This window comes from Streptomyces davaonensis JCM 4913, assembly GCF_000349325.1.
GTDB lineage: Bacteria > Actinomycetota > Actinomycetes > Streptomycetales > Streptomycetaceae > Streptomyces > Streptomyces davaonensis.
Genome location: NC_020504.1, coordinates 4,103,471 through 4,120,394, shown reverse-complemented (window position 1 = coordinate 4,120,394; position 16,924 = coordinate 4,103,471). Strand labels below are relative to the sequence as shown.

10 protein-coding genes are annotated in these 16,924 nt (G+C 71.5%); 8 read left to right on the top strand and 2 right to left on the bottom strand.

The features are described from left to right. Positions 1–53 precede the first annotated feature (53 nt). Positions 54–1,760, top strand: coding sequence for a glycerol-3-phosphate dehydrogenase/oxidase (locus BN159_RS17830; RefSeq protein ID WP_041819468.1), 1,707 nt, complete (start codon positions 54–56; stop codon positions 1,758–1,760). A gap of 103 nt (positions 1,761–1,863) precedes the next feature. Here BN159_RS17830 and BN159_RS17825 read toward each other — a convergent pair whose 3' ends face one another. Then, a complete protein-coding gene (locus BN159_RS17825; protein ID WP_015658401.1) occupies positions 1,864–3,063 on the bottom strand; it encodes a serine hydrolase domain-containing protein in 1,200 nt (399 codons plus the stop codon). 169 nt (positions 3,064–3,232) lie between these two features. Between BN159_RS17825 and BN159_RS17820 the strand changes: the two genes are divergently transcribed. The 3 genes from BN159_RS17820 (at position 3,233) to BN159_RS17810 (ending at position 10,007) form a co-directional block, all read left to right on the top strand. Further along, positions 3,233–5,176: a serine/threonine-protein kinase gene (locus BN159_RS17820; protein ID WP_015658400.1), complete on the top strand. Its 1,944-nt coding sequence runs from the start codon at positions 3,233–3,235 to the stop codon at positions 5,174–5,176. A gap of 175 nt (positions 5,177–5,351) precedes the next feature. Continuing rightward, positions 5,352–8,216: a protein kinase gene (locus tag BN159_RS17815; protein ID WP_015658399.1), complete on the top strand. Its 2,865-nt coding sequence runs from the start codon at positions 5,352–5,354 to the stop codon at positions 8,214–8,216. A 129-nt stretch (positions 8,217–8,345) separates the two neighbouring features. Next, positions 8,346–10,007, top strand: a complete 1,662-nt coding sequence (locus tag BN159_RS17810) for a serine/threonine-protein kinase (RefSeq protein ID WP_015658398.1) — start codon at positions 8,346–8,348, stop codon at positions 10,005–10,007. Positions 10,008–10,087: 80 nt separating this feature from the next. On the opposite strand, the gene BN159_RS17805 is transcribed toward BN159_RS17810, so the two are convergent. Then, positions 10,088–10,501, bottom strand: coding sequence for a hypothetical protein (locus BN159_RS17805; protein WP_015658397.1), 414 nt, complete (start codon positions 10,499–10,501; stop codon positions 10,088–10,090). A gap of 162 nt (positions 10,502–10,663) precedes the next feature. Here BN159_RS17805 and BN159_RS17800 point away from each other — a divergent pair, with 162 nt between their 5' ends. The 4 genes from BN159_RS17800 (at position 10,664) to BN159_RS17785 (ending at position 16,919) form a co-directional block, all read left to right on the top strand. Beyond that, positions 10,664–11,800, top strand: coding sequence for a serine/threonine-protein kinase (locus tag BN159_RS17800; RefSeq protein WP_041819464.1), 1,137 nt, complete (start codon positions 10,664–10,666; stop codon positions 11,798–11,800). Positions 11,801–11,881: 81 nt separating this feature from the next. Continuing rightward, a complete protein-coding gene (locus tag BN159_RS17795; RefSeq protein WP_015658395.1) occupies positions 11,882–13,552 on the top strand; it encodes a serine/threonine-protein kinase in 1,671 nt (556 codons plus the stop codon). Positions 13,553–13,590: 38 nt separating this feature from the next. Beyond that, positions 13,591–15,201, top strand: coding sequence for a protein kinase domain-containing protein (locus BN159_RS17790; protein WP_015658394.1), 1,611 nt, complete (start codon positions 13,591–13,593; stop codon positions 15,199–15,201). Positions 15,202–15,305: 104 nt separating this feature from the next. Further along, positions 15,306–16,919: a succinic semialdehyde dehydrogenase gene (locus BN159_RS17785; protein WP_015658393.1), complete on the top strand. Its 1,614-nt coding sequence runs from the start codon at positions 15,306–15,308 to the stop codon at positions 16,917–16,919. The last annotated feature ends 5 nt before the right edge of the window (positions 16,920–16,924 follow it).

Sequence of the window (16,924 nt, the reverse complement as noted above, 5' to 3'; positions counted from 1 at the left end):
ACCGGGCCGCCCCCCACGGGTGCGGCCGGTGCGACCTACAGCGGGAGGCAGCGGTGAGGACAGCGACACTGGGGCCGGCGCAGCGCGCCGAGTCACTCGCATCAATGGCCGAGCGCGAGCTGGACGTGCTGGTCGTGGGAGCCGGCGTGGTCGGCGCGGGCACCGCGCTCGACGCGGTGACCCGGGGCCTGTCCACCGGTCTGGTCGAGGCGCGTGACTGGGCGTCGGGCACCTCCAGCAGGTCCAGCAAGCTGATCCACGGCGGCCTGCGCTATCTGGAGATGCTCGACTTCGCCCTCGTCCGCGAGGCACTCAAGGAACGCGGGCTGCTCCTGGAACGCCTCGCCCCGCACCTGGTCAAGCCCGTCCCGTTCCTCTACCCCCTCCAGCACCAGGGCTGGGAGCGGCTCTACGCCGGTTCCGGCGTCGCCCTCTACGACGCCATGTCGATGGCCCGCGGCCACGGCCGGGGCCTGCCCATGCACCGCCACCTGAGCCGCCGTCACGCCCTGCGCATCGCCCCCGCCTTGAAGAAGGACGCCCTGGTCGGCGCGCTCCAGTACTACGACGCCCAGATGGACGACGCGCGCTATGTCGCCACCCTCGTCCGCACCGCCGCCGCCTACGGCGCCAAGGTCGCCAACCGCGCCCGGGTCACCGGATTCCTGCGCGAGGGCGAACGCGTCGTCGGCGCCCGCGTGCAGGACGTCGAGGCGGGCGGGGAGTACGAGGTCCACGCCAAGCAGGTCGTCAACGCCACCGGCGTATGGACCGACGACACCCAGGCCATGGTGGGCGAGCGGGGACAGTTCCACGTCCGCGCCTCCAAGGGCATCCACCTGGTCGTCCCCAAGGACCGCATCCACTCCGTGACGGGACTCATCCTCCGTACCGAGAAATCCGTCCTGTTCGTCATCCCCTGGGGACGGCACTGGATCATCGGCACCACGGACACCGACTGGGACCTCGACAAGGCACACCCGGCCGCCTCCAGCGCGGACATCGACTACATCCTCGAACATGTGAACTCCGTGCTCGCGGTGCCGCTCACCCGCGACGACGTCCAGGGCGTGTACGCGGGCCTCAGGCCACTGCTGGCCGGCGAGTCCGACGCCACCAGCAAGCTCTCGCGCGAGCACACCGTGGCCCATCCGGTGCCGGGACTCGTGGTGGTCGCGGGCGGCAAGTACACGACCTACCGGGTCATGGCCAAGGACGCGGTGGACGAGGCGGTGCACGGACTCGACATGCGCGTCGCCGAATGCGTCACCGAGGACATCCCGCTGCTGGGCGCCGAGGGATACCGGGCGCTGTGGAACGCACGGGCGCGCATCGCAGCCCGCACCGGGCTCCATGTGGTGCGCGTGGAGCACCTGTTGAACCGCTACGGCGCACTGACGGAGGAGGTCCTCGACCTCGTCGCCGCGGACCCCTCACTCGGCGAGCCGCTGCGGGCGGCCGAGGACTATCTGCGCGCCGAGGTGGTGTACGCCGCCTCGCACGAGGGCGCACGGCACCTGGACGACGTCCTGACCCGGCGCACCCGCATCTCCATCGAGACCTTCGACCGCGGCACGCTCAGCGCCCGCGAGGCCGCCGAGCTGATGGCGCCCGTGCTCGGCTGGGACAAGGACCAGATCGAGCGCGAGGTCGAGCACTACGAGAAGCGGGTGGAGGCCGAGCGGGAGTCCCAGCGCCAGCCGGACGACCTGACGGCGGATGCGGCGCGGTTGGGGGCGCCGGACATCGTGCCGCTCTGAGCGGTGTGAGCGGTGTGATCAGTTGGGCCTGTCTGGGCTGGTGGTCCGCTGTTCACTCGAACGAGTGTCGTGAGCTGGGATCTCTGTCCGGAACCCGGCCGTTCTACTGGGTGCGGGGGCAGAACTCGGCGGTGAGCAACCGGGGTTCGAGGTCGGGGTCCGCCACCGCGGTCGTGTTCACCCGGAAGGTGAGGACATGGCGCCCGTCCTCGGTGGCCGCAGTGTGCACGAAGCTGCCGGAGATGCGCCCGCTGTGTCCCCACACCGTGGTGCCGCACGGCAGCTTCACGGGAAACAGACCCATGCCGTACAAGCCGTGTGCGGTGCGGGTGTCGAGCATCTCGCGCAGCCGGCGCGGGGGCAGCAGTTCACCGCCGAGCAGCGCCGCGTAGAAGCGGTTCAGGTCGGCGAGCGTGGTCACCAGCTCACCCGCGGCTCCGGCCACCCGCGGGTCGAGCTCGGTGACGTCCCGCCCGCTTGAGGTGTAGGCGCGGCCGTGCGGGGAGGGCAGGGAAGTCCGCGATCCGGGAAAGGAGGTGCCGGTCAGACCCAGCGGAGTGATCAGCCGGCGTTCGGCCTCGGCGGCGTACGAGCGGCCGGTGACCTGCTCGACGACCAGGCCGAGCAGGACGTAGTTGGTGTTCGAGTAGGCGAAGCGGCCACGCCTGGACGGGGGGTGGGTGAGTGCGAGCCGCACGGCCTGACGAGGGGTGAGGGGGACCAGGCCCCCGGTGTCGGCGGTGAAGTCGTACAGGCCGCTGGTGTGGGTGAGCAGGGCACGTAGGGTCAGGGCCCGCCCGTCGTTCCCGGCTCCGCGCACCAGGCCGGGCAGATGCTCCTCCACCGTGTCGGAGAGCGACAGCCGGTGTTCGTCGGCCAGTTGCAGGACGACGGTCGCGATGAAGGTCTTGGTGATGCTGCCTGCGCGGAAGTGGTCGGCGTAGGTGATGGCGGGGCCGGTTCGGGCGAAGTGGTTGCCGTTGCCGTTGCCGTTGCCGTTGCCGTTGCCGTCGTCGTCGTCGCCGTCGTCGTCGCCGTCGCTGTCGCGGGAGAGGAGGGCGGCCGTTGCGGGGGTGCCGTCTTCGGGGGCCAGCAGGGGGAGGAGGGCGTCCGGGGTCGGGGCGGTGGCCTGCGCTCCGGTGGTGGCCGGGGCCGGGGCTGCGGTGGTGGCCGGGGTCGGTGTTCCGGTGTTGGCCGGGGCCAGGGCCGTGGCTGCTGTGGTGGCGGTGGGGGAGGGGAAGGGGGAGAGGGCAAGGAGGAAGAGGGCCACAGGAACGGCCAGTAGGGTCCGGAGTGGCGGCATGGGAGTCCTCCTTGTCGGGGCTCATCATGCAGGGTGCGGAATGCTCTGTTCCGGTGGGGGTGGTTCCGGGCGCGGTAGCTGTTGTGTACCACTGGCACCCTGGGCGTCGGGCACTTGTCGGGTGAGAGACAATGGAGGCTCTGTCAGGGCGGGTTGCATGAGGGGACGCATGTCGGAGGCGGAGCGGGCGGGGGCATCCCGTCAGGACAACAACGGTCGTCTCCTCGCCGGGCGGTACCGGCTGGGAGATGTGCTGGGCCGCGGCGGCATGGGCACGGTGTGGCGTGCCGAGGACGAAACCCTGGGCCGCACCGTCGCCGTGAAGGAGCTGCGGTTCCCGTCGAACATCGACGAGGACGAGAAGCGCCGGCTGATCACGCGGACGCTGCGGGAGGCCAAGGCCATCGCGCGGATCCGTAACAACAGTGCGGTGACCGTCTTCGACGTGGTCGACGAGGACGACCGGCCCTGGATCGTGATGGAGCTGGTCGAGGGCAAGTCGTTGGCCGAGGTCATCCGGGAGGACGGCCTGCTGGAGCCGAGGCGTGCGGCGGAGGTCGGGCTCGCGGTGCTCGACGTGCTGCGCTCGGCCCATCGTGAGGGCATCCTGCACCGGGATGTGAAGCCGTCCAACGTGCTGATCGCCGAGGACGGCCGGGTCGTGCTCACCGACTTCGGTATCGCGCAGGTCGAGGGCGACCCGTCCATCACCTCCACCGGCATGCTCGTCGGCGCGCCCTCCTACATCTCCCCCGAGCGGGCCCGCGGGCACAAGCCGGGACCGGCGGCCGACCTGTGGTCGCTGGGTGGTCTGCTGTACGCGTCGGTCGAGGGTGTGCCCCCGTACGACAAGGGCTCCGCCATCGCGACGCTCACCGCGGTGATGACCGAGCCGCTGGGCGATCCGAAGAACGCCGGGCCGCTGAAGGACGTCATCTACGGACTGCTCACCAAGGACCCGGCCAACCGTCTTGACGACGCCGCGGCGCGTTCGATGCTGACCGACGTCATCCACGCGCCCGAGCCCAAGGAGGCGGAGGCGCCGGACGCGACGAAGGTCGTGCCGCTGCCCGCGCAGCCGGATGCTCCCGCGGAGGCCGGGGAGCGGCTTCGGGGCGCGTTGCGGTCGGTGCGGAAGGCCGCGGTCGCGGCTGGGGCCGGGGCTGCTGCGGCGGCGAGTAGTGCTCGGGCCAAGTCGGGTGGTTCGGGGGAAGCAGCCGCGGGCTCCGGTTCCGGTTCGGGCTCGGAGTCCGGTTCGGCTTCGGGCGGGGCTGCTGCGGGTAACGGGCCGTCCGGGGGGCGTAGTTCGGGGTGGCCGGTGATGACGCCGCCGGATCTGCCGCCTCGGCCGGTGCCCAGGGCGCCGCTGACGGATGTGGTGCCGCGGCGGACGTTGGTGATCATCGCCGTGGTCGTACTGCTGGCCGTGATCGGTACGGTTCTGACGATCGTGTTCAGCGGGGGCGACTCCAAGGACTCGGCGAGTGGCGGTGGCAAGGCGTCGACCAAGGCGAGCGCCGGTGCCGACACCAAGGGCGACGAAGGCGGAGGGACCCATCCGGACGGGCAGGCGACGGCGTCGGCGGGGGCCGGGGCCGGGCAGACCTCCGGAGCCGAGCCGAGCGCGGACGCCAGTGCGTCGAGCGACAGCGGCAGCAACGGTGGGGACGGTTCGTCCGGTGGTGCGGCGTCCACGCATCAGGGGAGCCAGGGGTACTCGATCGGGCTGCCCAAGGGGTGGAAGTACGTGTCCTCCGGGGCCGCGGGTGACCGGTTCACCGGGCCCAACGGGCAGAAACTGCTGATCGGTTGGACCACCACGCCCAAGGACGACCCGGTCGCCGACTGGAAGAATCAGGAGGGCGCCATGCAGCGCGCCCAGTACCAGCGGATTCGTATAGAGGCGGTGAACTACCGGGGCTGGAACACGGCCGACTGGGAGTTCACCTATGTCGAGGGCGGCACGAAATACCGGAGCATCGACCGGGGGTTCGTCGTCGACGACGATCTCGGGTATGGGCTGATGTACACGGCGAAAGCCGCCAATTGGGGCAGTGAGCTGCGTAAGGACACATGGCGGACGCTGACGAAGTCCTTCGAGCCGAAGGCTTGATCCGTCACGTTGGGTGAGTGGTCACGGTTTGGGGGAAGAGATCTGGCATCCCCTCTTGGAGGGTTGCCTCCGGCACGTATCGTGAGTGCTTGCGGACCGTACGCATCCAGGAATGCGACCACAACCGCACGCGAGGCGAACGGAATTGACCAACCGGGCGGCCGGGGGAGGCAGCGTGGACGACTATGCGGGTCGGGTGCTCGCCGACCGCTACCGCCTGCCGCTGCCGCCGTCCGACGAGTACGAACTCACCGAGACGCGCGCCTTCGACACCTACAGCGGGCAGGAAGTCCTGGTCAGGCAGGTGCCGTTGCCGGAGGTCGTCGAGGCGGAGGTGCTCGACGCGGAGGGGTTGCCGGACGGGTTCACCGCGCGTGAGCGGGGTGCGGGGCGCCGGCCCTCGCCGCGGGGGAGTACGCGACGGCCCACGGAGCCCGCTGTACGGCGGGCGGTGGAGGCGGCGCAGGCCGCTGCGCGGATCCCGGATCATCCCCGGCTCGACCAGGTCTTCGATGTGTTCGCCGAGGGCGGGTCGCTGTGGATCGTCAGTGAGTTGGTGCCGGCGCGACCGTTGGCCGCGCTGCTCGCGGAGAAGCCGCTGACGCCGTATCGGGCTGCCGAGGTCGCCTCCGATGTGCTGATGGCGCTGCGGGTGCTGCATGCGCATGGCTGGGTGCATCGGAACATCACGGCGCGGACCGTGCTCGTCTGCGACGACGGCCGCGTGATGCTGACCGGGCTCGCGGTGGGGGCGGCGGAAGAGGCGCTGTGCGGGTACGACCCGGTGCCACCGGAGGACGGTGGCGACGGGGCGGGCTACGGCGGCCCCGGTGCCGGGTCGAGTGGTGCCGGTGCTGTTGGGCCGGGTGGCGTCGGGGGTACGGGCGCTGCCGTCTCCGTCGAGGTGGATCCGGAGGGCGCCAGGCGGGCCGCGATCGAGGCTCGGGCGGCTGGTGGGCTGCCGCCGGCCGGTGCAGCGGACGCGGGCGGTGGCGGCGGGGGTACTGGTGTGCCGGCGCGCCGGGCCGTGGAGAGCGGTGGGGACATTCGGGCGGCGCGGGCCGGGGCGATCGCCGCGTACCGGGCCGGTGCCAGGGCCGCGGCCCGAGTGCAACAGGCCGAGCAGACCGGCCGAGCGGCCCTCCCGGGCGCCCGCCCGGCCCCCGACACCAACGGCGCCACACAGCCGCCGTACGCCTCGGAGAGCGGCGCCGAACGTCCGCCGTACCCCTCGCCGAACGGTGCCGCGCAGTCCCCGTACCCCTCCGCCAACGGCGCCCAGCAGCACCCGTCCGCTCCGGCGGCCGGACCGCCGGGGCAGATCGCCGACCCGTACGGCGTCCGCGCCGCCTCCTGGCACGGCGCCGCACCCCGCACCGGCACCGGCCCCGCACTCCCGGAGGGCGGCACCCGCCACCCGGGCGGCCCTGACCGTACCGCCCTGCCCCCGGCCGCACCGGGCGCGCAGCCGACCGCCCCCGCCGGCCCCCGTCGCACGGGCACCCCTGTCCCGGGCCGGAGCGGACCGGTCGACGGTGGATTCGCCGTACCCGGCCACACCGCGCCGCCCGCCGGACCCCGTGGCACAGGCGCCCCCGTCCCGGGCCAGGCAGGCCCCGCCGGTTTCGTCGCCCCCCACTCCGGCGCCCCCGCCATCCCCGGACCAGCCGGAGCCACGCACCCCGGTTCCCCCGTCCCTGCCGCGGGCACCCACGCCCCCGGCACCCCGACCCCCGGAGCGCCCACCCGCTGGAACGACCTGGCCGCCACCGCCCCCCTCCCCCGAGGCCCCGCCACCGCACTCGCCGCCGAGCGGGCGCGGCAGGCTCGGATGGCTGTCGTGGGACCCGTCACCGAGCGGTGGGCGCCCGAGCAGGCCGGGCCCGTGCATGAGAACTGGCAGTTGGCCGCGCCGATCGGGCCCGCTACCGACCTGTGGGCGCTCGGAGCCTTGTTGTTCCGGGCCGTGCAGGGGCATGCGCCGTATCCGGAGGAGTCGACCGCCGAGCTGGTGCAGATGGTGTGTGCCGAGCCGCCCGCGTTCGCGGAGGAGTGCGGGCCGCTCAGGCCGGTGGTGGAGTCGTTGCTGCGGCAGGATCCGACCGAGCGGCTGGACTTCGAGGAGTTGCGCGGCTGGCTGCGTTCCCTGGTGCGGTCCGCGCCCGAGCCGGAGGCCGGGGCGCATGTCGTGGCCGCGCCGCCGGTCGACGCCAGCCGGCTGCCGGTCGTGCGGCGCCGTGGCGAGCTGGTGCGCAGACGGCGCGCAGGGCTGCCCGCGCATCACGGACGGCACAAGCGGGCGCGTGAGGAGGCCCGTTCGCCGCGCAGCCTCGGCCGTACCCTGCTCGTGCTGATCCTGCTGCTGATGGCGGGCGCCGTCGCGTACGCGATGCTCTTCATGCCGAAGTCCGACACCGACGCCGCGGGCGGCGACGACACCGACCGGACCGGTGCCAGTGGGCAGGTCAGTCCGGCGCCGGAGGCCAGCAGCGAGCCCCGGCCCGACCAGACCTCACCCGGAGGAGGGGAGAAGAGCCCCACGGAGTCCGCGGGTTCGACCGGCTCGCAGACCACCGGACCCGACGTCGCCGACGGTTTCGAACTGCGCACGGACGACGAGGGCTTCCGGGTCGCCGTCGCCAACGGCTGGGACCGCAGCGGGAAGAACGGCCGCGGCCAGGTCGTCTACGCCCACGGCGACTTCGAGCTCATCGTCGTACCGGGCCGGGACACCACCGCCGAGTACGGCGACGACCCCATGGCCTACCAGCGCGAGGAGGAACCCGAGCTCCAGCCGTACCGCGACTCCAGCTGGGCCACCTCCACGGGTCTGAAGACCATCGAGGTGGGCGGACGGACCATGGCGGAGGGTCAGTTCACCTGGACCGACGACGCGGGGCGGGAGCGGTTCGTGCGCAATCTCGCGATCCTGATCGGCGACCGGTACCACGTGGTGCAGATACGCGGTCCGGAGGCCGAGCGGGACGAGGTGACCCGGCTGTTCGAGCAGGCGTCGGCCACCTATCAGGTGACCGGCTGACGGGTATCCCCGACTCTGGGTGACGACAATCGTCACGGTGCTGTCTCTGTGTCACCCCGCTTGTTCCCCGTACGCGACCTTGTCCTTAGTCTGACCCTGTCAAGAGCATTGCGGGGCAACGTGAATCAGATGCAGGGCCAGCTCCTCGCGGGGCGCTACCGGCTAGCCGACGCCATCGGCAGCGGCGGCATGGGCCGGGTGTGGCGTGCGCACGACGAGGTGCTGCACCGAGCCGTCGCGATCAAGGAGTTGACCGCCGCGCACTTCGTCTCGGAGAGCGACCAGGAGCGGCTGCTCGCCCGCACCCGCGCCGAGGCGCGCGCGGCGGCGCGGATCAACCACTCCGCCGTCGTCACCGTGCACGACGTGCTCGATCACGACGCCCGCCCGTGGATCGTGATGGAGCTGGTCGAGGGCCACTCGCTGGCCGACGCGGTCAAGGAGCACGGCCGGATCGAACCGCGCGAGGCCGCCCGGATCGGCCTGTGGGTGCTACGGGCCCTGCGCGCCGCGCACTTGGCGGGCGTGCTGCACCGTGACGTCAAGCCCGGCAACGTCCTCCTCGGCGACGACGGCCGGGTGCTGCTCACCGACTTCGGCATCGCGCAGATCGAGGGCGATACGACGATCACGCGCACGGGAGAGGTCGTCGGCTCCGTCGACTACCTCGCCCCCGAGCGGATCCGCGGCCACGACCCGGGCCCCGCGTCCGACCTGTGGGCGCTCGGGGCCACCCTGTACACGGCGGTGGAGGGCAGATCGCCGTTCCGTCGCACCTCGCCGCTCTCCACCATGCAGGCGGTCGTCGAGGAGGAGCCGGGCCAACCCGCGTACGCCGGTGCGCTCGGCCCGGTCATCGCCGCGCTGCTGCACAAGGACCCCGCGGTGCGCCCCGACGCGGCGGCGGCCGAGCTGATGCTCGCCGAGGCGGCGGAGGGACGGCGGCCGCAGGCGGCGCAGGTGTACGTGCCGACGCAGCACGCGCATCCGACGGCCGGGCCCGGGTCCCGTACGACCCCGGGCCCGGAGACGGCACCGGCCACGCCGCACACGCCGTACAACCCCCACACCCCCTACAACTCCCATACGCCGCAAGCGCCTTACCCGGCCCCCGTCGCCGCCCCGTCCAAGCGCCGCCGCATGCGCACCCTCGCGCTCGTCGTGGTGCTCGCCGCGCTGGTCGGCGGCGGTACGGTCGTCGCGCTCCAGAAGTGGGACGAGGGGCGGCAGACGAACCAGACGTCTCCATCACCGAGCCCCACGCCGACTCCTACGCCGACGCCCACGCCGAGCGACGAGGGCGGTCAGGGGACGCTTCCCGCCGGTTGGGAGCGGCGTACCGACCCGGTGGGCTTCAGCATTTCCCTGCCCAAGGGTTGGGAGCGGTCCGTCTCCATCGACCAGGACGGCCTTCGGCAGGTCGACTTCTCGCCCGACAACGGCAAGCATCTCGTACGGGTCGCCGTCGACACCGCGCCGGACTACAGCACCTCGTACGAGCACATGAGCTACCTGGACGGGAAGATCTCGCAACGGCTGCAGGACTACGAGCAGTTGATCCTCAAGGAGGAGCTCTTCCGCGACCAGCCGGGCGTCCGCTGGGAGTACGCGTGGAACGCGCTCGCGAAGGACGCGCCGCACTACTTCCCGGGGCCCTACCGTGCGATCGACGTCGGGTACATGAACAGCGACGGCATCGAGTACGCCGTCTACGCGTCCTCACCGGCCGACGACTGGGCCACCACCAGAGAGCAGTTCGACTGGATCCTGCGGGGCTTCCAGGAGGGTTGATCGAGAACGCCGTATCGGCCCGACCGGAAATTGCGTGGGCCGATACGTCATCGTGATTTCAGCGGTTGTCGCGCGGAGACTCAGGCCCAGTCCGTGCAAGAACGGACGATCGTGGTCCCTTCCCTGACCGCCACCTGCGCGCCGATGGAGTCGAGATCATCGCCACCGGGTGCCGCGTATGTGGTGAAGGTGGTGGTCGCGTCCTTTCCGTCGAATTCGGTACGCCAGGGCCAGTCCGTTACCCATCCAGTGCTGTGGTCAATGGATCTGAATCGAATGGCCACATGGTGGCCATCGGCAGCGGTGTCCTTGACCCAACCGCTGATGTCCACATAGTTGGCCGACCAGTTGGTGAACGTCATGCTCCCCGAGGCGCCGGTCACCGAGCACGCGGCTCCGCCACTCGCCGCGCTGGCATTGGTCACTGTGGTCGTGGCGAATATCGCCACCGCCGCGACGCTCGTGACGGAAAGGCGCTTCAATGTATTTCCCATAAAGAAATGCTAAGGCTCCCATGATCCACATGGCAAGCCATCCGTTTTGCCCCGCATGGTGTGAATAGCCTGGCGATTTGCCATGCTTTTCGATCGTTTCAGAATTGGCTATGGCTGAAAACGCTGCGGAAGGGGACCGTCCGTCGGGGCATGATGGGGCGTATGGCGACCCATGGGGATCAGGGGGACGGCAACTTCCGGGTCATCGCGGGGCGTTACCGGCTGGAGGACCGGATCGGGCGCGGCGGGATGGGCGTGGTGTGGCGGGCCACCGATCAACTGCTCGGGCGGCGGGTGGCGGTCAAGGAATTCCCGTTCGACGAGACGGACTCCGGCTCCCTGTCCCCGGCGGACCTGCGGCGCCGCCGTGAGCGCACGCTGCGCGAGGCGCGGGCGGTCGCGCGGCTGCGCCATCCGCACATCATCGTCGTGCACGACGTCGTGGAGCATGCCGAACGGCCGTACATCGTCATGGAGTTGATCGAGGGCGGCTCCCTCGCCGACCGGATCTCGGCCTACGGCCCGGTCGACGCCGCCGAGGCCGCGCGGATCGGCGCCGATCTGCTGAGCGCACTGCGCACCGCGCACGCGGCCGGCGTGCTGCACCGTGACATCAAGCCCGCGAACGTCCTCATCGACAACGCGACCGGCCGGGTCGTGCTCACCGACTTCGGGATCGCCCAGGTCGCGGGCGCCAGCACCCTCACCGAGACCGGCACCTTCGTCGGCTCGCCCGAGTACACCGCGCCCGAGCGGATGTCCGGCGCCGGTACCGGTCCCGCCTCCGACCTGTGGTCGGTGGGCGCGCTGCTGTGCACGGCGGTCAGCGGCGAATCGCCGTTCCGGCGGGACTCGTTGGGCGGCATCCTGCACGCGGTCGTCTTCGACGAGATACGGCCGCCTCCGGAGGCCGTGCTCCTGCTGCCGGTCGTCCGGGGCCTGCTGGAGCGGGATCCCCTACGGCGGCTCGACGCGGACCGGGCCGAGTGGCTGCTGCGGGACTTCCTGGCCACCGGGCGCTCGCCGGGCCCGGCGCCGGTGCCCTCGGTGTGGCGGTCGCCCAGGGGTGTGCTGGTGAGTGGGGTGCTGATCGCCGCGGTGGCGGTGACCGGGGTGTCGGCGGTGGCGCTGCTGGTGAACGGGGAAGGCGGCGGAAACGTTCCGGCACCGTCACCATCACCGTCGAGTTCGAGTTCGAGTTCGAGTTCGAGTTCGGGCGCGGGCGCGGGCTCGTCGGTTTCTCCCTCGGGCACCCCATCACCGTCACTGTCCTTCCGTACATCCATAAATGGGAGATAAGCCGCGCCACGGGTCACGGGTCTGTGACCGGACGCTGTTCGAAGTGGATTGCGGCACCCCTGGCGCGATATGGATGGACGCATGAGCAACAACGGGGGAGCCCCATACGGCTCGGACGAGCCGACGTCTTTCGGCCTGCAACCGCCGAGACCGCCCGCGGGCGTGCCGCACCCGGGGAGCGTCCCGCATCCGGGCAACCCGTACGCGGCGCCCACCCAGGTCGTACCGCCGCAGCAGCAGTCCGCCGCCCAGGACCCGGGCGCCGGACGGCTGATCGCGGGTCGTTACCGTCTGCTGAGCAAGCTCGGGCACGGCGGCATGGGCACGGTGTGGCGGGCCAAGGACGAGACCGTGGACCGCGAGGTGGCCGTCAAGGAGCCCCGCATCCCGGACCACCTTCCCGAACGTGAACGCGCCAATGCCTTCGAGCGCATGCGCCGCGAGGCCCGCGCCGCCGCCCGCCTCGACCACCCGTCCGTCGTGAACGTCCACGACGTGGCAGTGGTGGACGGTCAGCCCTGGATCGTGATGGAGCTGGTGCAGGGCCGCTCGCTGGGCGCCGTCCTCCAGGAGGGCACGCTCGGCGCCCGTGAGGCGGCCCGCGTCGGCCTGGAGGTGCTCGGCGCGCTGGAGGCCGCGCACGCGGCGGGCATCCTGCACCGGGATGTGAAACCGGACAACGTGCTGCTCGGCCGGCACGACCGGGTCGTGCTCACCGACTTCGGCATCGCCCAGATCGAGGGCGAGACCAATCTGACCGACACCGGCGGCTTCGTCGGCTCACCCGAGTACATCGCCCCCGAGCGGGTGCTGGGCCAGCGTCCGGGCCCGGCCTCCGACCTCTGGTCCCTCGGTGTGGTGCTGTACGCGGCGACGGAGGGCGTCTCGCCGTTCCGCCGCAGCAACACCCCGGCCACGCTCCAGTCCGTCCTCAACGCCACCCCGGCCGCGCCCGCCACCGCGCAGGGACCGCTCGCCGAGGTCATCACCGGGCTGCTCCAGAAGGACCCGGCCCACCGTCCGAACGCGGCGCAGACGCGTGCGCTGCTGGACCGGGCCGCGAATCCGCCGGTGCAGGCTCCCGCGCCCACGCAGGTGGTGCAGCTCGGCGAGTCCGGCGGCGACGGCGTGCGCGTCAGCCGTAAGGGGCTCTTCGGGATTGCCGCGGCGTTCGTCGCCGTGATCGTGGCGGCGGCCGGCGTGGTGGTCGCCGACCCGTTCGGGGAGTCGGAGAAGCCGGACCCCTGGGCGCAGCGCTCCCACACGAACCTCGGCGTGACCCTGAGCGTGCCCAAGGACTACAAGTTGGGCAAGCCCGAGGCGGACGACACCGACAAGAACTGGGTCACCTACTCCGACCTGAGCGGGGCCATCTGGGTCGGCGTGGAGGTTGCCCGGAAGAAGGACGACACCTCGGGCAACATCAAGGGCTCCGCCGCGGCCCAGATGTACGCCGACAACGAAGAGTTCAAGAGCACCGGCGAATATGACCTCGGAATGCCGGAGAACCCCACGACCAAGACCCAGGAGACCCAGTACAAGGGCAAGAAGTCGGCCGAGAACACGGTCGTCTACGTCACCAACGACACCCAGAACCCGCGCCCGCGCGAAGTGAAGATCTTCTACTACCGGACGTCCGAGGGCGACATGTACAAGGTGACGATCGCCTACCCGGGCAAGGGCGACTTCACCGAGCGGGGCCGAGACGTGGCCAAGGGCGTCATCGACGGCCTGGAGATCAAGCCCCTCTGAACTGGCGGAGCCCCCACCGCGCAAGGTAGGCATGGGGCATGAGTGAAGACGGGGTCGGCCGGGGCTCCAAGACGCGGGTGGTGGGCGGGCGTTACCGCCTCCTCGAACGCATCGGCTCCGGCGGCATGGGCACGGTGTGGCGCGCGCTCGACGAACTGGTCGAGCGCGAAGTCGCCGTGAAGGAGCCGCGGTTGCCCGGCGATCCCGAGGACGAGGTGTTCCAGCGGGCCGCCCACCGGCTCTACCGCGAGGCCCGCGCCGCCGCCCGCGTCGAGCATCCCTCCGCCGTCGCCATCCACGACGTCGTCGTCGAGGAGCAGGACGGACTGCCGTGGATCGTCATGGAGTTGGTGCGCGGCGAGTCCCTGCACGAACTGCTCAAGCGCGGCCCCCTGCCACCCGCCGAGTCCGCCCGGATCGGCCTCGCCGTCCTCGGCGCCCTGCGCGCCGCGCACTCCGTGGGCATCGTGCACCGGGACGTGAAACCGGCCAATGTGCTGCTCGGGCCGCACGACCGGGTCGTCCTCACCGACTTCGGCATCGCCCATGTCCAGGGCGAGGAATCCCTCACCGCCACCGGCGAGTTCGTCGGCTCCCTGGAGTTCATCGCCCCCGAGCGCATGTCGGGCCGCACCGCGGGCCCCGCCTCCGACCTGTGGTCCCTCGGCGTCCTCCTCTACGCCGCCACGGAAGGCTGGTCCCCTTTCCGCCGTACGACGATGGAGTCCACGCTCGCCGCGATCCTCGCCGTCGACCCGCCCGAGCCGAAGCGCGCGGGCGAACTCGGCCCGCTGCTGGTCCGGTTGCTGACGAAGGACCCTGACGGGCGCCCGGACGCGGAGGAGACGGCGGCCGCGCTGGAGGCGGTGGCGGGCGAGTCGGCCCAGGCGGATCCCGCGCCCCAACTCGGCGACGAACTGGAGGAGTTCGGCGACGACATCGGGACTGTACGGCTGACGCCGGACCCAGAGACGGCCGCGGAGCCGATATCCGCCGTACCGATGTCCGCAGTACCGCCCAGACCCGCACCGGCCACCCGCCCCCTCCACCGCCGTCCCCTCCCGCTCGCCCTCCTCGGCGGACTCCTCGTCGGCGCCTCCTGGCTGGGCATCGCCTTCCTGACCGACCCCGACAGCGGGGCGGCGACCGAGAACACGGCCGCCCGCAAGCCGACACCCAGCCCCACGGACGGCTGGACCGCGCACTCCGAGAAGCCCATGCACGCCACCCTCGCCCTCCCCGCCGAGTACGAGGAGTTCGCCCGCCAGGGCACCGCCGCCATCCAGCCCCGCGTCGTCGAGTACGCGGACCCGGACGGCGCCGTACAGGTCCGCCTCACCCAATGGGACAAGGCAACCGGAACGCCCATGAGCCAGGCGAAAGGGCATGAGGCGACCTGGAAGATCTTCGGGCACGCCAGCACGCAGTACACCGACACCAGCTTCCACGGCTGGGACGCCGTCCAGGCCGACACCACCTACGGCGAGCCCGAGCAGCGCACTCGTGTCATGGAACTCTTCGTCCGCACCGACGACGGCCGCCTGTACGAACTGCGCGTGGAGATGCCCAAGGGCTCGGCGGGGGAGAAGACGGGCACGGCGGTTTTCAAGGACGCCCGGGACCGGCTCAGGATTGCCACAACGCCCTGATCAGCGCATTCGTTGCCAGTGGGCGCTGGCAAGATGTGAGTACTCGGTGAATCCCCGTTACCGTCGGGTACACAAAGGCTCTTCCGCGGCATACCCTGCGCGTCATGACGGACTCGCAGGCCCCGGCACAGACCGGCACGAATCCCCTCGCCCCCGCCCCGGAGGGCGCCCGCACCGCCGCCGACGTGGTCACCCCCGAGCTGGTCGCCCAGCTGACCCGGGGCGTGGTCGGCTCGGGCCGTACGCTCAGCCATACGCCGTTCACCGGCGAGAAGCTGGCCGACCTGCCGGAGTCCACGCCCGAGGACGTGGAGAAGGCGTTCGCCGCGGCCCGCGCCGCCCAGGCGATCTGGGCGCAGACCCCGGTACGGCAGCGCGCCGCCGTGCTGCTGCGCTTCCACGACCTGGTGCTGGCCCGCCAGGCCGAGGTCCTGGACCTGATCCAGCTGGAGACCGGCAAGGCCCGGCTGCACGCCCACGAGGAGGTGCAGGCCGTCGCGATCGCCGCTCGCCATTACGGCCGCAGGGCCGCCGCCTATCTGAAGCCGAAGCGGCACGCGGGTGCCATGCCCTCGCTCACGCACGTCACCGAGCTGCGCCACCCGCGCGGAGTCGTCGGCCAGATCGCGCCCTGGAACTACCCGCTGGAGCTGTCGGTCGGCGACGCCCTGCCGGCCTTCGTCGCGGGCAACGCCGTCGTGATGAAGCCGGACACCGAGACCTGCCTGACCGCGCTGTGGGCCCGTGACCTGCTGATCGAGGCCGGTCTTCCCGCCGAGGTCTTCCAGGTCGTGCTCGGCGAGGGCCCGGTCGTCGGCCCCGAGGTCGTCCGCCACGCCGACTACGTCTCCTTCACCGGCTCCACCCGCACCGGCCGCGAGGTCGCCCAGGGCGCCGCCGCCCGGCTGGTCGGCGTCTCCCTCGAACTCGGCGGCAAGAACGCCATGCTGGTCCTTCAGGACGCCGACATAGAGAAGGCGGCCGCGGGCGCCGTACGCGCCTGCTTCTCCTCCGCCGGCCAACTCTGCATCTCCATCGAGCGGTTGTACGTCCACGAGTCGATCGCGGACGCCTTCCTGGAGCGCTTCGCCGCCCGCACCAAGGCCATGCGGCTCGGCCGCTCCCTGGCCTACGGCGCCGACATGGGCTCCCTGGTCGGCGAGCGCCAGCTGGAGACCGTCACCCGGCATGTGGAGGAGGCCGTCGCCAAGGGCGCGACGCTAGTCGCCGGCGGTGTCGCCCGCCCTGACATCGGCCCCTACTTCTTCGAGCCGACCATCCTCGACGGCGTGACGGAACCCATGGCGATCTGCGCCGAGGAGACCTTCGGACCGGTCGTCTCCGTCTACCGCTTCACCTCCGAGGACGAGGTGATCGAGCAGGCCAACGCCACGCCCTACGGCCTCAACTCCTCGGTCTGGACGAAGGACGGCAGCCGGGGCCGCGCCGTCGCCGCCCGGCTGCGTACCGGCACGGTCAACGTCAACGAGGGCTACGCGCCCGCCTACGGCAGCGTCCAGTCCCCGATGGGCGGCATGAAGGACTCAGGACTCGGCCGCCGCCATGGCTCCGAGGGCATCCTCAAGTACACCGAGGCCCAGACGGTCGCCCATCAGCGCCTGCTGCCGATGGCACCGTCCCTGGGGATGGATGACGAGAAGTACGCCCAGTTCATGAGCCGGAGCCTGCGGCTCATGAAGGCGTTCCGGTTCCGGTAGATCGG